General features: G+C 50.8%; 18 protein-coding genes, 1 tRNA gene and 1 rRNA gene. 13 read left to right on the top strand and 7 right to left on the bottom strand.

Annotated elements, in window-relative coordinates; all coding sequences use genetic code 11:
• Nucleotides 1–52 precede the first annotated feature (52 nt).
• A complete protein-coding gene (locus CLR69_RS20980; protein ID WP_131535118.1) occupies nucleotides 53–943 on the bottom strand; it encodes an alpha/beta fold hydrolase in 891 nt (296 codons plus the stop codon).
• A 90-nt stretch (nucleotides 944–1,033) separates the two neighbouring features.
• Between CLR69_RS20980 and CLR69_RS20975 the strand changes: the two genes are divergently transcribed.
• On the top strand, nucleotides 1,034–1,615 hold the full coding sequence (locus CLR69_RS20975; protein WP_131535117.1) for a CGNR zinc finger domain-containing protein: 582 nt from the start codon (nucleotides 1,034–1,036) through the stop codon (nucleotides 1,613–1,615).
• Between the two features lie 133 nt (nucleotides 1,616–1,748).
• Here CLR69_RS20975 and CLR69_RS20970 read toward each other — a convergent pair whose 3' ends face one another.
• Complete coding sequence (locus CLR69_RS20970; RefSeq protein ID WP_131535116.1) at nucleotides 1,749–2,909, bottom strand: lactonase family protein; 1,161 nt, start codon at nucleotides 2,907–2,909, stop codon at nucleotides 1,749–1,751.
• 169 nt (nucleotides 2,910–3,078) lie between these two features.
• Here CLR69_RS20970 and CLR69_RS20965 point away from each other — a divergent pair, with 169 nt between their 5' ends.
• The 7 genes from CLR69_RS20965 (at nucleotide 3,079) to CLR69_RS20935 (ending at nucleotide 10,654) form a co-directional block, all read left to right on the top strand.
• The gene (locus CLR69_RS20965; protein ID WP_129710077.1) at nucleotides 3,079–4,299 is read left to right on the top strand and encodes an MFS transporter; all 1,221 of its coding nucleotides are present in this window, start codon (nucleotides 3,079–3,081) and stop codon (nucleotides 4,297–4,299) included.
• A gap of 197 nt (nucleotides 4,300–4,496) precedes the next feature.
• Nucleotides 4,497–5,228 carry an AzlC family ABC transporter permease gene (locus CLR69_RS20960; protein WP_129710079.1) on the top strand — a complete coding sequence of 244 codons (732 nt, stop codon included), beginning with the start codon at nucleotides 4,497–4,499 and terminating at the stop codon, nucleotides 5,226–5,228.
• A complete protein-coding gene (gene ygaH, locus CLR69_RS20955; protein ID WP_129710081.1) occupies nucleotides 5,225–5,554 on the top strand; it encodes an L-valine transporter subunit YgaH in 330 nt (109 codons plus the stop codon). Before CLR69_RS20960 ends, ygaH begins: the two co-directional genes overlap by 4 nt.
• Before the next feature lie 188 nt (nucleotides 5,555–5,742).
• Nucleotides 5,743–6,258 (top strand): transcriptional repressor MprA, encoded by a 516-nt coding sequence (gene mprA, locus CLR69_RS20950; protein ID WP_129710083.1) that lies wholly within the window; start codon nucleotides 5,743–5,745, stop codon nucleotides 6,256–6,258.
• A 277-nt stretch (nucleotides 6,259–6,535) separates the two neighbouring features.
• Nucleotides 6,536–7,711: a multidrug efflux MFS transporter periplasmic adaptor subunit EmrA gene (gene emrA, locus CLR69_RS20945; protein ID WP_129710085.1), complete on the top strand. Its 1,176-nt coding sequence runs from the start codon at nucleotides 6,536–6,538 to the stop codon at nucleotides 7,709–7,711.
• A gap of 17 nt (nucleotides 7,712–7,728) precedes the next feature.
• On the top strand, nucleotides 7,729–9,264 hold the full coding sequence (gene emrB, locus CLR69_RS20940) for a multidrug efflux MFS transporter permease subunit EmrB (protein ID WP_129710087.1): 1,536 nt from the start codon (nucleotides 7,729–7,731) through the stop codon (nucleotides 9,262–9,264).
• Between the two features lie 205 nt (nucleotides 9,265–9,469).
• Nucleotides 9,470–10,654: a NupC/NupG family nucleoside CNT transporter gene (locus CLR69_RS20935; RefSeq protein ID WP_129710089.1), complete on the top strand. Its 1,185-nt coding sequence runs from the start codon at nucleotides 9,470–9,472 to the stop codon at nucleotides 10,652–10,654.
• A gap of 183 nt (nucleotides 10,655–10,837) precedes the next feature.
• On the opposite strand, the gene CLR69_RS20930 is transcribed toward CLR69_RS20935, so the two are convergent.
• Both CLR69_RS20930 and CLR69_RS20925 read right to left on the bottom strand, forming a co-directional pair.
• The gene (locus CLR69_RS20930; RefSeq protein ID WP_129710091.1) at nucleotides 10,838–11,287 is read right to left on the bottom strand and encodes a DUF3574 domain-containing protein; all 450 of its coding nucleotides are present in this window, start codon (nucleotides 11,285–11,287) and stop codon (nucleotides 10,838–10,840) included.
• Between the two features lie 68 nt (nucleotides 11,288–11,355).
• Nucleotides 11,356–12,507, bottom strand: coding sequence for a tRNA/rRNA methyltransferase (locus tag CLR69_RS20925; protein ID WP_129710093.1), 1,152 nt, complete (start codon nucleotides 12,505–12,507; stop codon nucleotides 11,356–11,358).
• A 249-nt stretch (nucleotides 12,508–12,756) separates the two neighbouring features.
• On the opposite strand from CLR69_RS20925, the gene trxC reads away from it, so the two are divergent.
• The 5 genes from trxC (at nucleotide 12,757) to CLR69_RS20900 (ending at nucleotide 18,676) form a co-directional block, all read left to right on the top strand.
• Nucleotides 12,757–13,176, top strand: coding sequence for a thioredoxin TrxC (gene trxC, locus CLR69_RS20920; RefSeq protein WP_129710095.1), 420 nt, complete (start codon nucleotides 12,757–12,759; stop codon nucleotides 13,174–13,176).
• A gap of 135 nt (nucleotides 13,177–13,311) precedes the next feature.
• On the top strand, nucleotides 13,312–14,064 hold the full coding sequence (locus CLR69_RS20915; RefSeq protein ID WP_131535115.1) for a tRNA-uridine aminocarboxypropyltransferase: 753 nt from the start codon (nucleotides 13,312–13,314) through the stop codon (nucleotides 14,062–14,064).
• A gap of 32 nt (nucleotides 14,065–14,096) precedes the next feature.
• Nucleotides 14,097–16,745: a bifunctional acetate--CoA ligase family protein/GNAT family N-acetyltransferase gene (locus CLR69_RS20910; RefSeq protein WP_131535114.1), complete on the top strand. Its 2,649-nt coding sequence runs from the start codon at nucleotides 14,097–14,099 to the stop codon at nucleotides 16,743–16,745.
• A gap of 189 nt (nucleotides 16,746–16,934) precedes the next feature.
• Entirely contained in the window at nucleotides 16,935–18,290 is a 1,356-nt protein-coding gene (gene pssA / locus CLR69_RS20905; protein ID WP_129710101.1) for a CDP-diacylglycerol--serine O-phosphatidyltransferase, read from the top strand.
• 62 nt (nucleotides 18,291–18,352) lie between these two features.
• Nucleotides 18,353–18,676: a YfiM family lipoprotein gene (locus tag CLR69_RS20900; RefSeq protein ID WP_129710103.1), complete on the top strand. Its 324-nt coding sequence runs from the start codon at nucleotides 18,353–18,355 to the stop codon at nucleotides 18,674–18,676.
• Here CLR69_RS20900 and CLR69_RS20895 read toward each other — a convergent pair.
• The 3 genes from CLR69_RS20895 to CLR69_RS20885 form a co-directional block, all read right to left on the bottom strand.
• Nucleotides 18,673–19,953, bottom strand: a complete 1,281-nt coding sequence (locus tag CLR69_RS20895) for an MFS transporter (protein ID WP_131535113.1) — start codon at nucleotides 19,951–19,953, stop codon at nucleotides 18,673–18,675. The genes CLR69_RS20900 and CLR69_RS20895 overlap by 4 nt on opposite strands.
• Before the next feature lie 312 nt (nucleotides 19,954–20,265).
• Nucleotides 20,266–20,381 (bottom strand): 5S ribosomal RNA (rrf, locus tag CLR69_RS20890).
• 38 nt (nucleotides 20,382–20,419) lie between these two features.
• Nucleotides 20,420–20,495: transfer RNA gene (locus CLR69_RS20885), tRNA-Thr, on the bottom strand.
• Between the last annotated feature and the right edge of the window lie 9 nt (nucleotides 20,496–20,504).

Raw genomic sequence — 20,504 nt, 5'->3', positions numbered from 1 at the left:
TCCCGCCACAACACGTCACAACCCTGACGCCTCACCAAGCACAATCAGAAAATCATTGTATATTGTCGTTCAGAAACGCGTGGATGACAGGGATGATGTCATTTGCATGCGTTTCTAAAGCAAAGTGTCCGGTATCGTAGAAACGGATATCAGCATAGGGAATATCCCGCTTCCACGCTTCAGCACCGGCAGGCAAAAAGTAAGGATCGTGGCGACCCCAGACAGCAAGCAGCGGCGGTTGCTTCTCACGGAAGTAAGCTTGGAATTCAGGATAACGCTGAACATTGGAGGCGTAATCCAGTAGTAGATCCAGTTGAATATCAGCATTGCCAGGGCGGGACACATGCAGCCCTTCAAGAGTGTATCCATCAGGAGAGACAAGGCTGGTATCACTGACGCCTTCTAAATACTGCCATTTTACGGAGGCTGCGGTTGGGAAATCATGAAGAGCAGCACGGTTTTCTGCCGTCGGTGATTGCCAATATCGTCTGATCGCATCCCATCCTTGCGCCAAACCTTCTTCATAAGCATTACCGTTCTGCGAAATAATTGCCGTAATGCGATCGGGATGGGCCGCAGCGAGACGCCATCCAACAGGTGCGCCATAATCATGAACCATGATCGCATAGCACTGGAGCTTTAACTGTTCAGTGAACCGATCGATCGTCTTCGCCAGATTATCAAACGTATAGTCATACTCATCACTTCCCGGCGATTCCGTGAAACCGAAGGACGGCAGATCGGGAGCAATTACGTGATAATTCTCAGCCAGTACTGGAATCAGTTCTCGAAACATGTACGAGGATGCAGCGAATCCATGCAGTAGCAAAATGCTGGGTGATGATGGTTTTCCTGCTTCACGATAGAAAATGTTTACGTTACCAACCCGCTCATAGCGGTAGTGGACTTGGGTCTCGGGTGTCGTAGCTATATCAGTATTCACAGTCTCTTTCCTTTGTAACCCTTAAAGTGGTTATTTGAAGGTTACAAATATTTAGTGTAACCTGTCAATATCATTTTAAGGGTTACATCAATGCACACATCACCGATAGCTCAGCCTCACTTTCTCGCAAACAATCTCGCGTTGGACCTCATCAACAGTGCATTTGGAACAGGAAATGAATACCACGACTGTTTGACGGATGACGCAAGTGTCATCGCTTGGCTTAAAGCGGCTAAGCAACTGCCTGAAAATTTTACAAACACGCCGACAGGCCTAGCTCATGAAGCTCTGGCACTGCGTCAGGCCATGGTTCAGACAATAGAGGCCGTCCGATCGGGTAAGGAATATAACCCTGAACGAATAAACCAAATCCTTGATAGTGGACGTCCAGTGAGAATGCTGGAATGGAATAGTCAGCAGGCTGGTTTCAGCGTAGTTGAATGCAGGAGGGATAATAGCTGCGCCAGCTTACTCGAACCGGTAGCAATAGCGTTCGCTGCTCTGATTTCTGGGCCTGAGATAAAATATATTCGCCAGTGTGAGGCGCACGACTGTACGCTGTTCTTTCTGGATACCACCAAATCACATCGTCGGCGATGGTGCAGTATGGCGCTCTGTGGCAACAGAATGAAAGTCGCGGCATTCCGCTCGCGTAAGCAGGAAACAGACTGACAGCGGCGACAATGAATATGAACACTGGCCATGAGAAAACGTCAAAAGTACGCGTTCAATCCATCAGTTAGAGGCCTTCCCTTTGCATGACGCCCCTTTCGCGGAAGGGGCGTTCTTTACTGGTAAGCGGCAATTATGGCAGTTTAACGATTTCGACCCAGTTCGCGCCTTTTCCGGTCGGGTAGCGTCCCACTCGCACGAGATCCCCGTTATCCTGATTGATGCGATACACCGACAGTGACGTCGATTTCTCACCGCTGGCGATCAGGAATCTCCCGCTTGGATCGATCTGAATACCGCGCGGCTGCGCTTCCGTCGGGTAGCGTGTAATGTATTTCAGTTGACCCGTTTTCGGCTCAACCCGCAGCAGTGTAATCATGCTTTTAGTGCGTTCAGACACATAAAGGAATTTTCCATTCGGTGTCAGACGCAAATCGGCGCTCCATATCTGCGGTCGGCTATCAGCATTCTTTTTATCAGGCGTGATAGTTCCAGCCCTCATCCCAGCGTCTGCCGGAACGGTGTCCGTGTAATCCAACAGCGTAAGCTGCCCTGTCTTTTCATTCACTGACAGACGCGCGACTTTGCCGGACAATTCATTGCTCACGTAGAGCGTTTTATTATCTGGTGATAACACCAGATGGCGCGGCCCATTCCCTTCAGGAAGCTTAATTTCTGCGGGCTCATTCGGCGTTAACGTTCCCGTTTTCGCATCAAACCAGAACTGTACGATTTGGTCGCCGCCGAGGTTGCTGGCAAAGACCAATCTGTTTTTACGATCGGCAACAATACTGTGTGCCTTCTCACCTGTCGGCACCACCGTGACCGCACTCGCGTTCACCTTGCCATCATTATCAATGCCGTTAACCGCGATTTTATTGCCGCCGTACGACGCGCTGAACAGCCATTTCCCCGTAAGATCCGTCGAGATGTAGGCCATGCTGTCCGGCAATTCTGCTTTGCCTAACGGGCTCAACGCACCGCTCTTGGCATCGATTTTATAACTGACCGCCGAGTAGGGAATGCCGCGCGTAGCAGCATAAAGGAACGATTTATCTGGGCTAACAGCAAGCGGCATCACTTTCGCCCCAGCGGCTGCTTTCCCGATAGCGGTCAATTCTCCGCTTTGCGTATTGAGTGTGTAGGCATCGATCGCGCCATCAGTGGCAGCAGAGACGTAAACCGCCGTAACCGCCTGAGCGCCCATCGACCAAAGTGCTGCGGCTGGCAACAATGCACATCCCATTAGCACTGCGATGCTTTTTTTCTTAACCACCTGATAATGCTTAAACATAATATCCCCTGTCGATAGTGTTATGACGCTGGGGATAAGCTAGATCAATCTCGGTAAAAGCGAAACATCCCCGTCATATTTAAGAAGCAGAAAGATATTCTGGTATCTCATTAGGCTCTACCGGATACTATAGACTCTGCTTTTAACACCATATTAACGTTCAAATACTATGTCTCTTCAGCAACAATCTGCATCTTCTCAGCCACAACCGGGACTCAGCCTGTCTTTGACCCTGATTATGTCTATCGCCACTGGTCTTGCCGTCGCCAGTAACTATTATGCCCAGCCGCTGTTGGAGACTATTGCCAGAGCCTTTGCACTTTCCGTCAATCAGGCGGGATTCATTGTCACCGCCGCTCAGTTGGGTTATGCCGTCGGCCTGCTGTTTTTAGTGCCGCTGGGTGACATGTTTGAACGCCGGACGCTGATTGTCGGCATGACGTTACTCGCCGCAGGCGGGATGCTGATTACCGCTTCTGCGCCCACGCTCTGGATAATGATTACTGGCACAGCGTTAACTGGCTTATTCTCCGTTGTCGCGCAGCTGCTGGTTCCCCTTGCCGCAACGCTGGCAACGCCGGAAACACGCGGTAAAGTCGTTGGCACGATCATGAGCGGTCTGCTGCTGGGAATTTTGCTGGCGCGTACCGTCGCGGGCGCGCTGGCGTCGCTCGGTGACTGGCGTACCGTTTATTGGGTTGCCAGTACGCTGATGGTCATCATGGCACTGATTCTGTGGCGGGCATTACCACGTATTCCTCAGCAAAACACGCTGAACTACCCACAGTTGCTGGTTTCAATATTCCGCCTGTTCTCCACGACTCCGCTGCTGCGCACACGTGCAATTCTAGGCTGTCTGTCCTTTGCCAATTTCAGTATTCTGTGGACATCGATGGCATTCCTGCTGGCTTCACCGCCCTATGGTTATTCCGAAGGCGTGATCGGCCTGTTTGGGCTAGTCGGTGCGGCAGGCGCATTAGCGGCATCGCGCGCGGGTCGTCTGGTCGATCAGGGCAAGGCCAAACCGACCACCAGCGTTGGCATTATCCTGCTTTTGTTATCGTGGGGCTTTATTGCACTCGGCATCCATTCCGTGGCGGCGCTGCTCATTGGTATCATCGTACTGGATCTGGCGGTTCAGGGTGTGCACGTGACTAACCAGAGTGTGATCTACCGTATGATGCCTGAAGCACGTAACCGACTGACAGCAGGCTATATGACCAGCTATTTCATTGGCGGCGCGCTGGGCTCGCTCCTCTCCGCTTCAGCTTACCAACAGTGGGGCTGGCTGGGCGTTTGCGCAGCAGGGGGTATTATCAGCCTGTTGAACCTACTGGTGTGGTGGCGAAGCCATCATCACGAGACACAGGAAGCGATGGCGGCGCTGTAACTACGCTTATTTGATACTGTCTCGATTGAGAATCTCATTCGAGACAGTTTTCTACGAGACAATTTTCTACGAGAAAGTTTTCCACAAGAAGGTTATGCACGAGATCATCACGCCCGTTCCGCAATAACGTGAAATTCCGGTAATGCTTTGCTAGTGTTATCGGTTAATTCCCTTTAAGTGCAAAAAATATCAAGCCAGTGAAGACATTAACCACAACTGCACCGACAAAATCTGCGTCTTTTAGCGAGGGCGTATTTGATAGCTTGCCGATTGTTATCGGCTACATGCCCGTAGCATTCGCGTTTGGCATGAACGCCGTCAAGCTAGGATTTACCCCGCTGGAAGGCATTTTCCTTTCTTGCATCATTTACGCCGGTGCCAGCCAGTTCGTCATCACAGCCCTGCTCAGCGCAGGCATGTCCATCTGGGTCGCGGCATTAACCGTCATGGCGATGGATGTCCGCCATGTCCTGTATGGGCCCGCGTTACGGCATCGCATTACACAACGGTTGCCCACTCGAAAAACCGCGCTGTGGGCGTTCGGTCTGACGGATGAGGTGTTTGCTGCGGCGGCCACACGATTGGCGAAAGATAACCGGCGTTGGTCAGAAGACTGGATGATGGGCGTATCGCTTTTAGCCTGGCTCTCATGGGTGCTTGGCACGGTAATCGGTGCCGTGTTTGGTAACGGCCCACTGAATGATTACCCTGCCGTCGAAGCCGCGCTGTCTTTCATGCTGCCCGCGCTTTTCCTCAGTTTTTTACTCGCATCCTTCAAGCGGAAACAGAGTCTGGTTGTCGCCTGCGCACTAGGTGGTGCGCTGCTTGGGCTGCTGCTTTCTTCCATACCCGCCGCGATACTGCTCGGCATTCTCAGCGGCTGTCTGGCTTCGCTGGTTAATCCCGCCACGCCACAGGTGAACGCATGAGCACAGACGTTATTCTTATTGGGCTGGTTGTGGGGCTGGTAAACTATCTCTTTCGCTACCTGCCTCTGCGACTGAGTGCCTCACGTGCTTCCGGTTCGCTGCAACGCGGCAAAAAAGCCCTGTTGCTTGACAGCATTGGCATTGCTTCCATCTGTGCATTACTGATGGTTTCCAGCGTGCCGGACATTCTCGCGCATCACGAAAAGTTACTGCCAACCCTGGTAGGTTTTATGACGCTGACCGCCTGTTTTTATAAAACTCGCAGTATCGTCTTATCGACGTTGCTGGGGGCGCTCTGCTACGGCATTGCCTTTAAACTGCTTTGAATCCACTGAGTAAATTATCAAATAAGATTTTGATTTAAATAAAGTAAACGGCGAATAACGTCTACCTTACGCTATTCTTCGCTTACGTTCTGTCACAGAAATAAGCACAATTTCCCACCTGAATGCCGTTTACCCATTTAGTAACATTAGTTACTATGCATACCGTGATTAATGAGGTTTATATAAAAATGGATAGTTCATTCACTCCTATAGAACAAATGCTCGATCTACGTGCTTCACGTAAACCCGGTTTTCCACGTCAGGAAGTATTGCTATTACGTCTATTCATGCACGTTCAAGGCAAAATTCTGGAAAATAGAAACAGAATGCTGAAAGATCAGGGAATCAACGAAACCCTGTTCATGGCATTGTTGACGTTAGAATCCCAAGAGTCTTATAGCATTCAGCCATCTGAACTCAGTGCAGCTCTGGGCTCGTCGCGCACCAATGCGACACGCATCGCTGACGATCTGGAGAAAAGAGGCTGGATAGAGCGACGTGAAAGCAACAGCGACAGACGCTGCCTGCACCTGCATCTGACAGAAGAAGGCAAAGCGTTTCTTGGTCAACTGATTCCGCCACAACATAACAGCCTCCATGTGCTTTGTTCAGCACTTGAATCAGGAGAGCAAAAACAGCTCGAAACCCTGATGAGAAAGCTCTTGGTTAGGCTGGATGAGATGGACGATTTCGGCAACGAATAGCAAAAAAAACAACAACAAAAAATCATAACCAGCACCTTTTTCACCCGGAATGACCCGATGCTTACGTATCGGGCAGGTGAGTTTTGCTGCGAAAAATACGCATGATCTTTCCGCAGCAGCAATCTGCGGCTTAGCGCAACGGCAATCTCACGCTCTGGGCGGGCAATCTGAAAACTCCCCCGAGCTGCACAGCAATATGAATTCATTGCGACTATCGTCAGGCTGCTCGGTCTGGTGCGATAGCCGATACAAAGAAAATAAAAAGAGAGAGAACAGCATGAGTGAAAGTGTGGAAAATCAGGTGCCGCAGACGCCACAAAGAAACAAAAAACGTCAGCGTAAACGCGTGTTGTCGCTGCTAACATTTATTTTTGTCGTGCTGGGCTGTGCCTGGCTGGTTTACTGGTTCCTGGTGCTCAGACATCACCAAAGTACCGATGACGCCTACGTCGCAGGCAATCAAATTCAGATCATGGCGCAGGTTACTGGAAGCGTCACCCATGTAAACGTCGACAATACCGATTTCGTTAAACAGGGGCAGGTCTTGGTGGAGCTGGATCCTACTGATGCCCAGCAGACCTTTGAACGCGCGAAAACCGCACTGGCCAACAGTGTGCGCCAAACGCATCAGTTGATTATCAACAGCAAACAATATCAGGCCAATATTGAACTGCGTCAGACTGAGCTGAACAAGGCACAAAGCGATTTGAGCCGCCGTGAAGCACTGGGCAGCGCAAATGCCATTGGGCGTGAAGAAGTACAGCATGCTCGAGATGCCGTCGCGACAGCCAAAGCTGCGCTAGAAGTCGCCAGACAGCAATATCAGGCGAATCAGGCAATGATTCTGGATACACCGCTCGAGAAGCAACCCGCCATACAGCAAGCCTCCGTAGAAATGCGCGATGCCTGGCTGGCGCTACAGCGTACCAAAATCGTTAGCCCGATTGACGGCTACATCTCACGCCGTAGCGTGCAGATTGGCGCCCGCATTTCCTCAACGTCGGCACTGATGGCAGTGGTTCCAGCCAATCACCTGTGGGTCGATGCAAACTTCAAAGAAACGCAGTTAGCCAATATGCGCATTGGTCAACCCGCTACCGTGATCGCAGATATCTATGGTGATGATGTTGTGTATCAGGGAAAAGTGGTCGGTCTCGATATGGGTACTGGTAGCGCATTTTCTCTGCTGCCTGCCCAGAACGCGACGGGCAACTGGATCAAAGTGGTTCAGCGCCTACCTGTACGAATTGAGATTGATCCAAAGCAGGTTGCCGAACATCCGTTACGCATTGGCTTGTCTGCGTTGGTAAATGTCGATACCGCCAATACGGAAGGCAGTGCGTTAGCAGAAACATCACGCACCACACCGGCCTACCAAAGTGATGCTCTGACGTTGGATCTCACCCCTGTTAACCAAGACATTAGCGCCATTATTCAGGCGAACGCCGGTTAATCGACCAGGAGAGAAACGTGCAGAGAAAACCGCTTAAAGGCGCGAGTCTGGCCTGGATGACCGTTGCTCTGTCGCTGGCAACGTTTATGCAGGTGCTGGACTCTACCATCGCTAACGTCGCTATTCCGACCATCGCCGGTAATCTGGGTGCGTCCAACTCACAGGGAACGTGGGTCATTACCTCGTTCGGGGTCGCTAACGCCATCTCTATTCCTATCACCGGCTGGCTGGCAAAACGGTTCGGTGAAGTCCGCCTTTTTCTATGGTCAACGGCGCTCTTTGCCCTGACCTCCTGGCTGTGTGGTGTGTCCACCAGCCTGGAAATGCTGATTTTCGCCCGCGTCTTGCAGGGGATTGTCGCCGGGCCGCTAATCCCACTGTCACAGAGTTTGTTGTTAAGCAATTATCCCCCCGCGAAACGCAGCATCGCTCTGGCGCTGTGGTCAATGACCGTGGTCGTCGCGCCAATCTGTGGCCCAATTCTGGGCGGCTGGATTAGCGACAACTATCACTGGGGCTGGATATTCTTTATCAACGTTCCGCTAGGCATCGCGGTGGTGTTTATTGCCTTGCAAACGCTGCGCGGTCGAGAAACCAAAACGGAGATCAAGCCCATCGATACCATCGGGCTGGCATTGTTAGTCGTCGGCATCGGTAGTCTTCAGATGATGCTCGACCGCGGCAAAGAGCTGGACTGGTTTAACTCGACGGAAATCATCACCCTAACCGTGGTGGCAGTGATTGCGATAGCGTTCCTGATTGTCTGGGAACTAACGGACGACCATCCGGTGGTGGACTTGTCCCTCTTTAAGTTGCGCAACTTCACCATTGGCTGTTTGTGTATTAGCCTCGCCTATATGTTCTACTTTGGAGCGATCGTACTCTTGCCGCAGCTGTTGCAGGAGGTCTATGGCTATACCGCCACTTGGGCTGGGCTGGCATCCGCCCCCGTTGGGTTGATGCCTGTGGTGCTGTCGCCGATCATCGGTCGATTCGCGCCACGGCTGGATATGCGCAAGCTGGTGACGTTCAGCTTTATTATGTACGCAGTCTGTTTTTACTGGCGTGCGTACACCTTTGAGCCGGGCATGGATTTCGGCGCATCGGCCTGGCCACAGTTCGTACAGGGGTTTGCCGTCGCCTGCTTCTTCATGCCACTGACAACAATCACACTGTCGGGTCTTCCGCCTGAACGTTTGGCGGCAGCATCAAGTCTGTCAAACTTTGCCCGAACGCTGGCGGGTTCGATCGGGACGTCGCTGACCACCACACTCTGGACACAGCGCGAATCGCTGCACCATGCGCACCTGACGGAATCAATTACGCCGTATAATCCGATAGCGCAGGAAACATACCAGCAACTTCAGGCAATGGGGATGAGTCAAACGCAAGCCTCAGCTTATATCGCAGAACAGATTACGGCTCAGGGGCTGATTATTTCAGCCAACGAGATCTTCTGGGCCGCCGCCGCTGTATTCTTGGTGCTACTGGTCCTGGTCTGGTTCGCTAAACCGCCCTTTACCAGCGGCGGTGGAGGCGGTGGCGCGCACTAGTCCTTCATAAACATCCTTTCCCCTTCGACCAATCACTGGCGAAGGGGAACCTTCTGGTATCCTTCCTAACGTCCCCTGATTAATCGCATGTTTCCCCAATCCTTATAGCGCAGTAACGAATAAGGATTTACAGATTCGGGATAAACATATTTTCACATTCCGATTACAATGCGCCTCTTTTATTCGGGGATTGAGTGGTTCTTCTATGTCACAGGTTTTACATTTCATTTTGGCAACGGCCGCTATTTTTTTGCTGGCATTGCTTGTCAGTCACGACAGAAAACGCATCCGGCTGCGCTTTATTGTGCAACTGCTGGTGATTGAAATTTTGCTGGCCTATTTCCTTTTGCATTCCAGCATCGGACTTAACGCCATTAGCGCCTTTGCCGGTTTGTTTGAAAAGCTATTATCTTTCGCTAATCAAGGAACCGATTTCGTGTTTGGCGGCATGAACGCGCAGGGGCTTTCCTTTATCTTCCTCAATGTGCTCTGCCCTATCGTCTTTATTTCCGCACTGATCGGAATTTTGCAGCACTGGAGAATTTTACCATTAATTATCAAAGGCATTGGCACACTGCTGTCCAAGGTTAACGGCATGGGGAAACTGGAGTCGTTTAACGCCGTGAGTACGCTGATGCTGGGGCAGTCAGAGAACTTTATCGTCTATAAAGGCATCATCGCCGACATGTCGCCACGACGGATGTACACAATGGCCGCGACAGCAATGTCGACCGTTTCCATGTCGATCATCAGCGCCTACATGACCATGTTGGACGCCAAATACGTCGTTGCAGCCCTGATTTTGAATATGTTCAGCACCTTTATCATTCTGTCGATCGTCAACCCTTACCAGCCTGATGACGAACCAGAGCTGAAGCTGGAAAAGCTGCATGAAGACCAGAGTTTCTTTGAAATGCTGGGCGAATACATCCTTGCTGGTTTTAAAGTGGCGATGATTATTATGGCAATGTTAATCGGCTTCGTAGCCTTGATTGCCGCCGTCAACGCGCTGTTCAGCACCGTCTTCGGCATTAGCTTCCAGGCTATCATGGGCTATGTCTTTTCACCGCTGGCCTGGCTGATCGGTATTCCATCTTCCGATATCCTGAATGCAGGCAGCATCATGGCAACCAAGCTGGTGGCGAATGAATTCGTTGCCATGATCGAACTGAAGAAGATCGCAGCAGAAATGTCGCCGCGCGGTTTGGGGATTTTGTCCGTGTTCCTGATTTCCTTCGCCAACTTCGCGTCAATCGGTATTATCGCTGGCGCAATCAAAGGGCTGAATGAAGCACAGGGCAACGTGGTATCACGCTTCGGCCTGAAACTGGTTTATGGTTCTACGCTGGTGAGTTTACTGTCTGCGGCAGTAGCGGGACTGGTTCTGTAGTCTTTTATTATAAATACATAGATTAAAAATCATCATACTAATGACAGAGTCACATAGTAGGGGAAACACGGGGATGAGGTTCCCGCAGGGATGCTTCACCTCGTGGTAGCCCCAAGTATCTCGATCTCATCGCGATGATTTTTGACAATATCATCAGCCCCTGAAAAGGGGCTGATGATAAAATCAGAAGGCGACACAGACAGGAGCATCAACCCGCATGACGGATTCCTGCGCGAAACGTGATTTGTAGGTCGTACGCAGCGCTTCAATATCACGCTCTTTATCAGCGCCATGAATCAGCATCAGCGCCTTACTGTTTTCTCGCGCAACCAGTCCATTGTTCCCTAGCCATTGTCCTTTGGCATCAAACACCGTCAGCCCTTCTTTAAAGCGTGGCGTAACCTCACCGTCCAGAAACGCTTTCCACTCGGCATCAGAAATCACCGGGCCAGCAGGACGATTCAAACCAAAATACAGCGTGGTCTGTACCTGCTTATCACCAATTTGACATACATCAGCGGTTGGTACAGCGGCAACAGCAGTGGATGAGCGCGGCAGCGAACTGCAACCGCTTGCCAGCAATGCGCCCAACAGTAATGATACCGCGATAACTTTCTGCTTTTTCTGCTTCATCAATCGTTCTCTCATCCATCGTGCTACCTTCTCAGAGGGCGCATCCCCCTGAGAATTGACACGTGATATCAGGCTTGATTCTGTCGCCACCACTCGGACAGTAAAATGCCTGTTGCGACCGAAATATTCAGGCTTTCAACCTTACCGGTACCGCCGATAGAGACTTTTACGTCCCCTTGTTGCCAGGCGCTATCCGACAGGCCATCGCCTTCCTGACCCAGCACGATCACGGTTTTTGCCGGAAGCGTCGCTTTCGACAGCGCCGTCCCTTTATGGCTAGAGGTGGTCACGATGGTGTAGCCTGCGTTACGGAACTCCGTCAGCACGGACAGGAAATCGTCAGCGTTGATCGCTTTAACATGTTCCGCACCGCCTTCTGCCGTACGTACCGCAGCACCGGACTCTAGCAGCGCCGCATCCTGAACCAAGACACCTTTCACGCCGAAATGCGCGCAGCTACGCATAATGCCGCCGAGATTGTGCGGATTACCCACATCTTCCAGCGCCAATACACAGTCATTCTCGCCAGCCGTTTTCAGATACTCACGTACATCCATTCCCTGGCGCTTCTTAATCAGGAAGCAGACGCCGCCATGGTGTTCGGTGCCAGAGGCCTTAATCAGCTCTTCCTCTTCCACAACGTGGTAAGCCTTGCGGTTTGCCGCCATCCAGCGCAGTGCATCACGGAAACGCGGCGTCACTTCTTGCAGGAACCAGGCGCGAACAATCACTTCAGAGCGGTTTTTAAATAGCGCCTGACAGGCATTTTCACCGTAGACCCGCGTTTCTTCCTGACGCTGACGACGCAGCTGCTCAGGATCGATTTGGCTCTTGCCAGTAATACCGCCATGGTCCGGCGTGTCGCTGTCGCTTGGCGCGCGAGACACCGTTTTCCACGGTGATTCATAGCTACCAGAATCTTCACCACGCGGCCGACGAGGCTTATCGCTACTGCGTTCGTTACGATCTTTATTTCCCCACGGCGTTTTCGCACTGCTATCGCCATCGCGGGACGGATTTTCACGCGCATAACGCGGGTTAACATCACGCGGATGCTTTGGTTTCTCACGCTGATCGCGGGAGCCACCGCCATCACGTCGATCGCCACGACGATCTTTATCAGCAGGACGCTTGTTTTTATTCTCTTTCTCGCCCTCATCATCACTGCGGACGTACATCACGCGGACTTTGCCGCTTTTACTATTGAATGAATCGCTCATTGTTTTCTCCACCTACGCGCTGGGCGCGAAGATTACCTTATGTACACCCGCTTAGCCACACGCTTGTGGTAAAAGAGCGCTAACAGTCAGAAGCTATTGTAGCTATTGGGTAAACCACGTTGTTGCCATCATGTCTCCCCACCATAATTTATTCACGTTTAAGCAACATGTCGTTGACCTTACAATGCAGCATTGCGAGCATTTTATCAGCGATATCTCTATTTTAGCCCTTTTATCTGAGGCCCTGTTATGAATACGGTATGTGGATCTTGCCAAACAACCAATCGCCTGCCAGAAGAGCGTGTTGATGACCATGCAAAATGTGGTCGTTGCGGAGAAACCTTATTCAGCGGTGACGTCATCAATGCCACAGAAACGACGCTCGATAAACTGTTACAGGACGATCTTCCCATCGTGATCGATTTCTGGGCTCCCTGGTGCAGCCCCTGCGTCAATTTTGCCCCCGTATTTGAAAACGTCGCACAGGAACGCAGCGGGAAAATCCGCTTTATTAAGGTCAATACCGAAGCCGAACCAGCACTCAGTGCCCGTTTCCGTATCCGCAGTATTCCAACGCTCATGATCTTCAAGCAGGGCCAGATGGTCGATATCCTCAACGGTGCACTACCAAAAGCACAGTTTGAGGAGTGGTTGGATGAATCGCTGTAGAAAACTGTGGGGCATTATTGCCCCGCCTCTTTTGGTCTGCCCGTCTGTCGATTAGAATGTCATCTTTCTGAACCAGCCTCCCAATAATTAAAACGAAGCTGGTTCGTTGCAGAATCTCATGGCGTCACTAATTTCATGATCAACCGCCCATCCACAGCAGACCGCCCTTTCATCGGAAACAATGCCGTACTCCGCCTGCGCCAACAGCGTCTTGAGCAGTCAACCAAACCATTTCGCGCACGCGGTTGCCGCGTAGTACGCTGCCAGCAGTGTTTATTGCCCGCAACCAACTGCCTATGTCACACCATTCAGGCGCAACAATCCCGCAGCCGCGTTTGTCTGGTGATGTTTGATACCGAGCCGTTAAAACCAAGTAATACCGGACGCCTCATCGCTGATATTCTGCCAGACACGCAGGCGTTTCTCTGGTCACGCACCGAGCCCAATCCCCAGCTACTTGCCACTCTACAGGACCCAGATGTTCAGCCTTATCTGGTCTTCCTTGCCGATGCCGCGGAAGAGGGGCGTCAGGTGTTTCAACAACTTCCTGCGACAGAAAAGCCTGCCCTGTTTGTCCTACTCGACGGAACCTGGCCAGAAGCACGCAAGATGTTCCGCAAAAGCCCGTATCTGGACAATCTACCGATCCTATCGCTGAATGTAGAGGCACTGTCTCGCTACCAACTGCGTGAAGCCAGCAGCGCAGGACAGCACTGCACCGCCGAGATTGCCATCGCCCTGCTCGCACAGGCTGGAGATATCGCCGCGGCTGACGCGCTGTCACTGCATTTTGATCGTTTCCGCCGACACTATCTGGCAGGTAAATCACACCACAGTTTGCGGGAAAGTTTACCCATCGTCACAGCACAATCGGCAGAAAGCGTTTAGTATCAAAGGGGATTGATGTGAAGGAGTGACGCATGAGCCAGCGCGGATTGGAAGCACTGTTACGCCCTAAGTCTATCGCCGTTCTCGGCGCGTCAGAAAAGCCGGGACGAGCCGGTTTTCTGATGATGAAAAACCTATTGGACGGCCATTTCAGCGGTCCCGTGCTACCTGTTACGCCAAAATATCGTGCCGTTTGCGGCGTACTGGCCTACCCCACTGTCGCCAGCCTGCCAATGACGCCCGACCTTGCCGTAATTTGCACCAACGCCAGCCGTAATCTGACGCTGTTAGAGGATTTAGGACAAAAAGGCTGCAAAACGGTCATCATCCTCTCTGCTCCGCCGACTCAGTTCAGTGAATTAAAGGCCTGCGCTACGCGTTATCATATGCGCCTGCTTGGCCCCAACAGTCTTGGGCTACTCGCGCCCTGGCAAGGCCTGAATGCCAGTTTTTCCCCTGTTCCCATTATGAAAGGCAAGCTGGCATTCATTTCACAGTCGGCCGCCGTTTCCAACACCATATTGGACTGGGCACAGCAGCGCGGCATCGGCTTTTCCTATTTCATCGCTTTGGGCGACAGCCTGGATATCGATGTCGACGACCTGTTAGATTTCTTGGCTCGCGATGGAAAAACCAGTGCGATTTTGCTGCATCTGGAACACATCAGCGATGCACGCCGTTTCCTTTCCGCTTCACGCAGCGCATCCCGAAATAAACCGATACTGGTGATAAAAAGTGGTCGTAGCCAGCAGGCACAGCAGTTGCTAAATGACCAACGCCACGGTCTGGATGCCGCCTATGACGCTGCTATTCAACGTGCTGGTTTACTGCGAGTACGGGATACACATGAGCTTTTCTCCGCAGTGGAAACCTTAAGCCACCTGCGACCGCTACGCGGTGAGCGTTTGATGTTGGTGAGTAATGGCGCATCACCAGCTGCACAGGCGCTAGATCAACTTCTCAGCCGACAGGGCAAGCTTGCACAGATCAGCGATGCGACTCGACAAGCGCTACAGGAAGCGCTGCAGCAAACTGTCACGATCGGTAATCCGCTCGATCTACGTGATGACGCGACCGCAGCCCGCTATCTGGCTGCCATCTCTGTATTGCTAGATAGCGATGAAATCGATGCTCTCTTAATTATTCACGCGCCCAGTGCCGCCGCACCTAGTACCGATTGCGCAGCGCAGTTGATTACGCTTTTCCAACAGCATCCGCGTGGAAAAAGAATTACGCTGCTGACCAACTGGTGCGGTGAGTTCTCCTCTCAGGAAGCGAGACGTTTGTTTAACGATGCAGGCATTCCGACCTATCGTACGCCGGAAGGCGCGGTGACGGCATTTATGCATATTGTCGAGTATCGGCGTAATCAGAAACAGCTCAAGGAAACGCCAGCACTGCCGCTGAATTTGGGTATCAACGCTAGTCAGGCACATGCGCTGATTCATCAGGCGCTGTCAGATGGCGTGACTCAGCTCGATACGCATGAGGTTCAGCCGATCCTGCAAGCGTATGGTTTGGATACATTACCCACCTGGATTGCGGGCGACAGTGCCGAAGCCGTTCATATTGCCGAGCAAATTGGCTATCCAGTGGCAATTAAACTGAGATCGCCCGATATTCCGCATAAATCGGAAGTTCAAGGCGTCATGCTATACCTGCAAACCGCCAGAGAAGTCCAGCAGGCGGCTGATGCCATTCTTGACCGGGTGAAACGTACCTATCCACAGGCACGCATTTATGGCCTGTTAGTCCAGAGTATGGCAAATCGCGCGGGCGCACAGGAACTCAGGATTGCCGTTGAACAGGATCCCGTTTTCGGCCCGCTGATTATGCTGGGGGAAGGCGGCGTTGAGTGGCGAGAAAAGCAGGCAGCCGTCGCACTGCCCCCGCTGAATATGACGCTAGCTCGCTATTTGGTCCTGCAAGCCGTGAAAGGCGGTAAGATTCGCGAATACAGTGCTCTGCGCCCGTTGGATATTCCCGCGCTCAGCCGTTTGCTGGTTCAAGTTTCCAACCTGATTCTCGACTGCCCTGAAATTTCCCGGCTAGATATCCACCCTCTGCTGGCGTCAGGCGATACGTTTACGCTGCTGGATGTTACGCTGCATCTGGCTCCGTTCAGTGGCGATCCGCAGTCAAGGCTGGCAATCCGCCCCTATCCACACGAGCTGGAAGAAACGGTCATCCTCAAAAATAGCGATACCTGCCTGTTCCGCCCCATTTTGCCGGAAGACGAACCGTTGCTCAGCTCGTTCATCGCAAGAGTGACGAAAGAAGACCTGTATTATCGTTATTTCAGCGAAATTAATGAATTTACTCACGAAGACTTAGCCAATATGACGCAAATTGACTACGATCGTGAGATGGCATTCGTTGCCGTGCGCCAGCGTGGAGAAGAGACAGAGATTATTGGCGTGACGCGCGCGATTTCCGACCCTGATAATACGGATGCAGAATTTGCCGTACTAGTGCGATCCGATCTAAAAGGACTTGGCCTTGGCAGACGACTGTTGGAAAAGCTGATTGATTACGCTCGGACACATGGTCTCTCCCGCTTGACTGGCATCACCATGCCGCATAATCAAGGCATGATTCAGTTGTCCAAAAAACTGGGGTTCCACATCGACGTACAATTAGAAGAGGGGATTGTGACATTGGAATTGCCGCTGAAAGGCTGAACGCAGGACGTGACAGAGCCCTTGCAACAGGAATCGTTATAGCAAAACAGGCTCACAACAGCCGGAAAGTAATGGTATTATCGCCCATTCGACTACTCCTTAACTTTTGATAATGACCAGAAGGTCATATACCCTAGAGCAGCTTGAAGTATGGTGGGTATAAACTGATGAGAGAAGAAACGCACTGTGATGCTGTCAAATTTTAAACGCAATAAATACCAACAGCACCTTGCACAACTGCCTAGAATTCCTCAGAACGCAGATGATGTTCAGACGTTGCATTCGCCTGAGCTTTTCCGCACGACACTGACTAACGCCATTCTGAGTGCTAAAAAGCGCGTCTATATTGTGGCCTTATATCTTGAGCGTGATGACGGCGGGATCGGCATTCTATCCGCAATTTATGAAGCCAAACGCCAGTGCCCTGAACTGGATGTCCGTGTTTTGGTCGATTGGCATCGTGCTCAGCGTGGCAGGATTGGCGCAGCGGCAGAAAATACCAATGCTGATTGGTATTGCGATATGGCGAAAAAGCATCCAGATACGCATTTCCCTATCTATGGTATTCCGGTTAACACACGTGAAGCGTTGGGCGTGCTGCACCTGAAGGGATTCATTGTCGATGACACCGTCATCTACAGCGGAGCCAGCCTGAATGATGTTTATCTGCATCAGCACCAGAAATACCGTTATGACCGCTATCAACTGATTCATAACCCTGTATTGGCTGATACGATGGTGCAATATATCCAGACAATGCTGTCGGCTCCGGCAGTGCAGCGGTTAGATCATATCGATCGCCCAAAGAGTCTGGAAATCAAAAATGACATCAAGCAATTCCGTCAAACGTTACGTACCGCTAGTTATCAGGCCCCGGCACACAGCGCAGATGCCAATGCATTAACCGTCACGCCTTTGGTTGGATTAGGAAAACAAAGCCCACTGAATAAGACCATACATCATCTGATGTATTGTGCTGATGAGCATTTGGTCATCTGTACCCCCTATTTCAACCTGCCTGCGCTGCTGGTCAGAAATATTATCCGGTTATTGCGGGATGGCAAAAAAGTAGAAATTATTATCGGTGATAAGACCGCTAACGATTTCTATATCCCAGAAGATCAGCCCTTCAAAATCATCGGTGCGCTACCGTATCTCTACGAGATCAACCTGCGCCGTTTTCTGAGTCGCCTGGAGCGCTACATTGAGAACCAACAGCTTGTTGTACGGCTGTGGAAAGATGGCGACAATAGCTTCCACTTAAAAGGCATGTGGGTGGATGACAAGTGGCAACTGCTGACGGGGAACAACCTTAACCCACGCGCATGGCGTCTGGATCTGGAAAACGCAATCCTGATTCACGATCCTCAGCAGGTTTTATTGCAGCAACGTCTGGATGAATTGGATACGATCAGGACGCATACCCACGTAGTAAAAAGCTACAGGGAGCTAGAGAGTATTGCGCAATATCCTGTGAAAGTCCGTAAGTTAATACGGCGTCTTCGCCGTATTCGTATAGACAGGCTCATCAGCCGTATTCTCTAAAATCCGCGCTATACTTTGAAAAACCTCGGCTTCCGAGGTTTTTTATTATCATGGGATAAGCTATGCGCTCAGTGTGTATTGCCGCAATTATTTGCTGCTCGGGATGTAGCCATATCGCGCAAGACCGTTGGACAGGACAGGATAAAGCCCAACACTTTCTTGCCTCTGCTGCCATCAGCGCAGCCGGTTATGAATATGGTACTCATCAACGTTGGAGTGCAGATCGTAGCGGAGGGTTCGGTATTATGTTGTCAATCAGCGTCGGCATGGCAAAAGAGCTTTATGATAGCCGGGAAGGAGGGACAGGATGGAGCTGGCAAGATCTTGTTTGGGATATAGCCGGTGCAACCACCGGCTATGCGTTATGGCAATTATCTGAAAACTAGAGTTTCATTCCTTTGCCTTTGCGATGCAGCGTTAATGACACAATAAACGCAATCGCTCCCATCGCTGATACATACCAGAAAAAAGCAGTTTCCATACCAAATGATTTTAGTGAAAGCGCGACATACTCAGCCGAGCCGCCGAACAGCGCATTAGCAACCGCATAAGATAAGCCGACACCTAATGCACGGACTTCGGGCGGGAACATTTCTGCTTTTAAAATGCCGCTGATGGACGTGTAGAAACTGACAATAATCAGTGAAAGCATGACCAACGAGAAAGCAAGAACAGGGCTCGTTACACTCTGTAGTACTGTCAGAATAGGAACCGTCAGCAATGCCGCAAACCCGCCGAAGCAAAGCATTGAACTACGACGACCAATCTTATCCGACAGCGCACCAAAGAAGGGTTGCAGCAGCATAAAGATAAACAGTGCGAGGGTCATTAACCCACTAGCAGTTTTCGCATGCATTCCTGCCGTATTCACCAAATACTTTTGCATGTAAGTGGTAAATGTATAAAAAGCTAAAGAACCACCGGCAGTAAAACCCAGTACGGTAATAAAGGCGCGACGATGCTTCCACAAACCAGCCAGCGAACCAGCATCTTTGTGTGCACGAGTCGTTTTATCTGACGTTTCATTCAGAGAGCGGCGTAAATAAAGAGCAACGATCGCCAAAATAGCGCCGAGAGCAAAAGGAATACGCCATCCCCACGCCCGCAAATCTTCATCACTCAGAATCTGTTGTAATATCACAACGACTAACAACGCCAACAATTGACCACCAATCAGCGTGACATATTGGAAAGAAGCATAGAACCCCTTCCTTCCTTCAACGGCAACCTCACTCATATACGTCGCGCTGGTGCCGTATTCCCCACCGACAGAAAGTCCCTGAAATAAACGAGCTAACAACAGTAAAAAGGGTGCCCAGGTGCCAATGGTTTCATACCCCGGTAGACATGCGATAACCAGAGATCCAAAACACATCATGCAAACCGAAATTAGCATTGAGTTTTTACGACCATGCTTGTCAGCAATGTAACCGAAAAGCCACCCGCCTATCGGTCTCATTAAAAAGCCTGCTGCAAAAACCCCTGCTGTTTGTAGTAATTGAGTCGTGGTATTCCCCGAAGGGAAGAAGATATGGGCAAAATAGATTGAGCAAAAGGAGTAAACATAAAAATCAAACCACTCAACCAGATTACCCGATGAGGCACCAACTATAGCTCGGATACGTTGGCGCGTATCTTTCGCATCTTCCGTTAGGTTAGTCATCTTATTTTATTCTCCTGTTTTCCGGGCATAAAACGATGCCCATCATAGTAAAGCAGCACTTAAACCCTGAGGCAAAAAGTTCCTGATTGTAATAGTTTATTAATGCAACAATGTGACCCAACACATTTAATTATCCTTAACTGAAAAACGGACAAATAAAACGGTAACAAACAGGACATTATTATGAGGTGGGTTAATAAGCAGGTAAGTAGAAGGTTTTATTCGGAAAGGATAAAAGAAAGACTCTACCTTTCCAAAATAGGCATAAACAAAAGGCCATCCTTGATTGGATGGCCTTTTGTTTTAATTGAAACCTGGCAGTTCCCTACTCTCACATGGGGAAGCCCCACACTACCATCGGCGCTACGGCGTTTCACTTCTGAGTTCGGCATGGGGTCAGGTGGGACCACCGCGCTATCGCCGCCAGGTAAATTCTTTTATTAAACCGAACATTAACCCAAATAACTGGTGCTGATACCCAGAGTCGAACTGGGGACCTCACCCTTACCAAGGGTGCGCTCTACCAACTGAGCCATATCAGCGCACCTGTA

This window comes from Pectobacterium zantedeschiae, from assembly GCF_004137795.1.
GTDB classification, from domain to species: domain Bacteria; phylum Pseudomonadota; class Gammaproteobacteria; order Enterobacterales; family Enterobacteriaceae; genus Pectobacterium; species Pectobacterium zantedeschiae.
The sequence above is the reverse complement of the archived record's forward strand: the minus strand, read 5'-3'. Positions and strand labels throughout refer to the sequence as shown.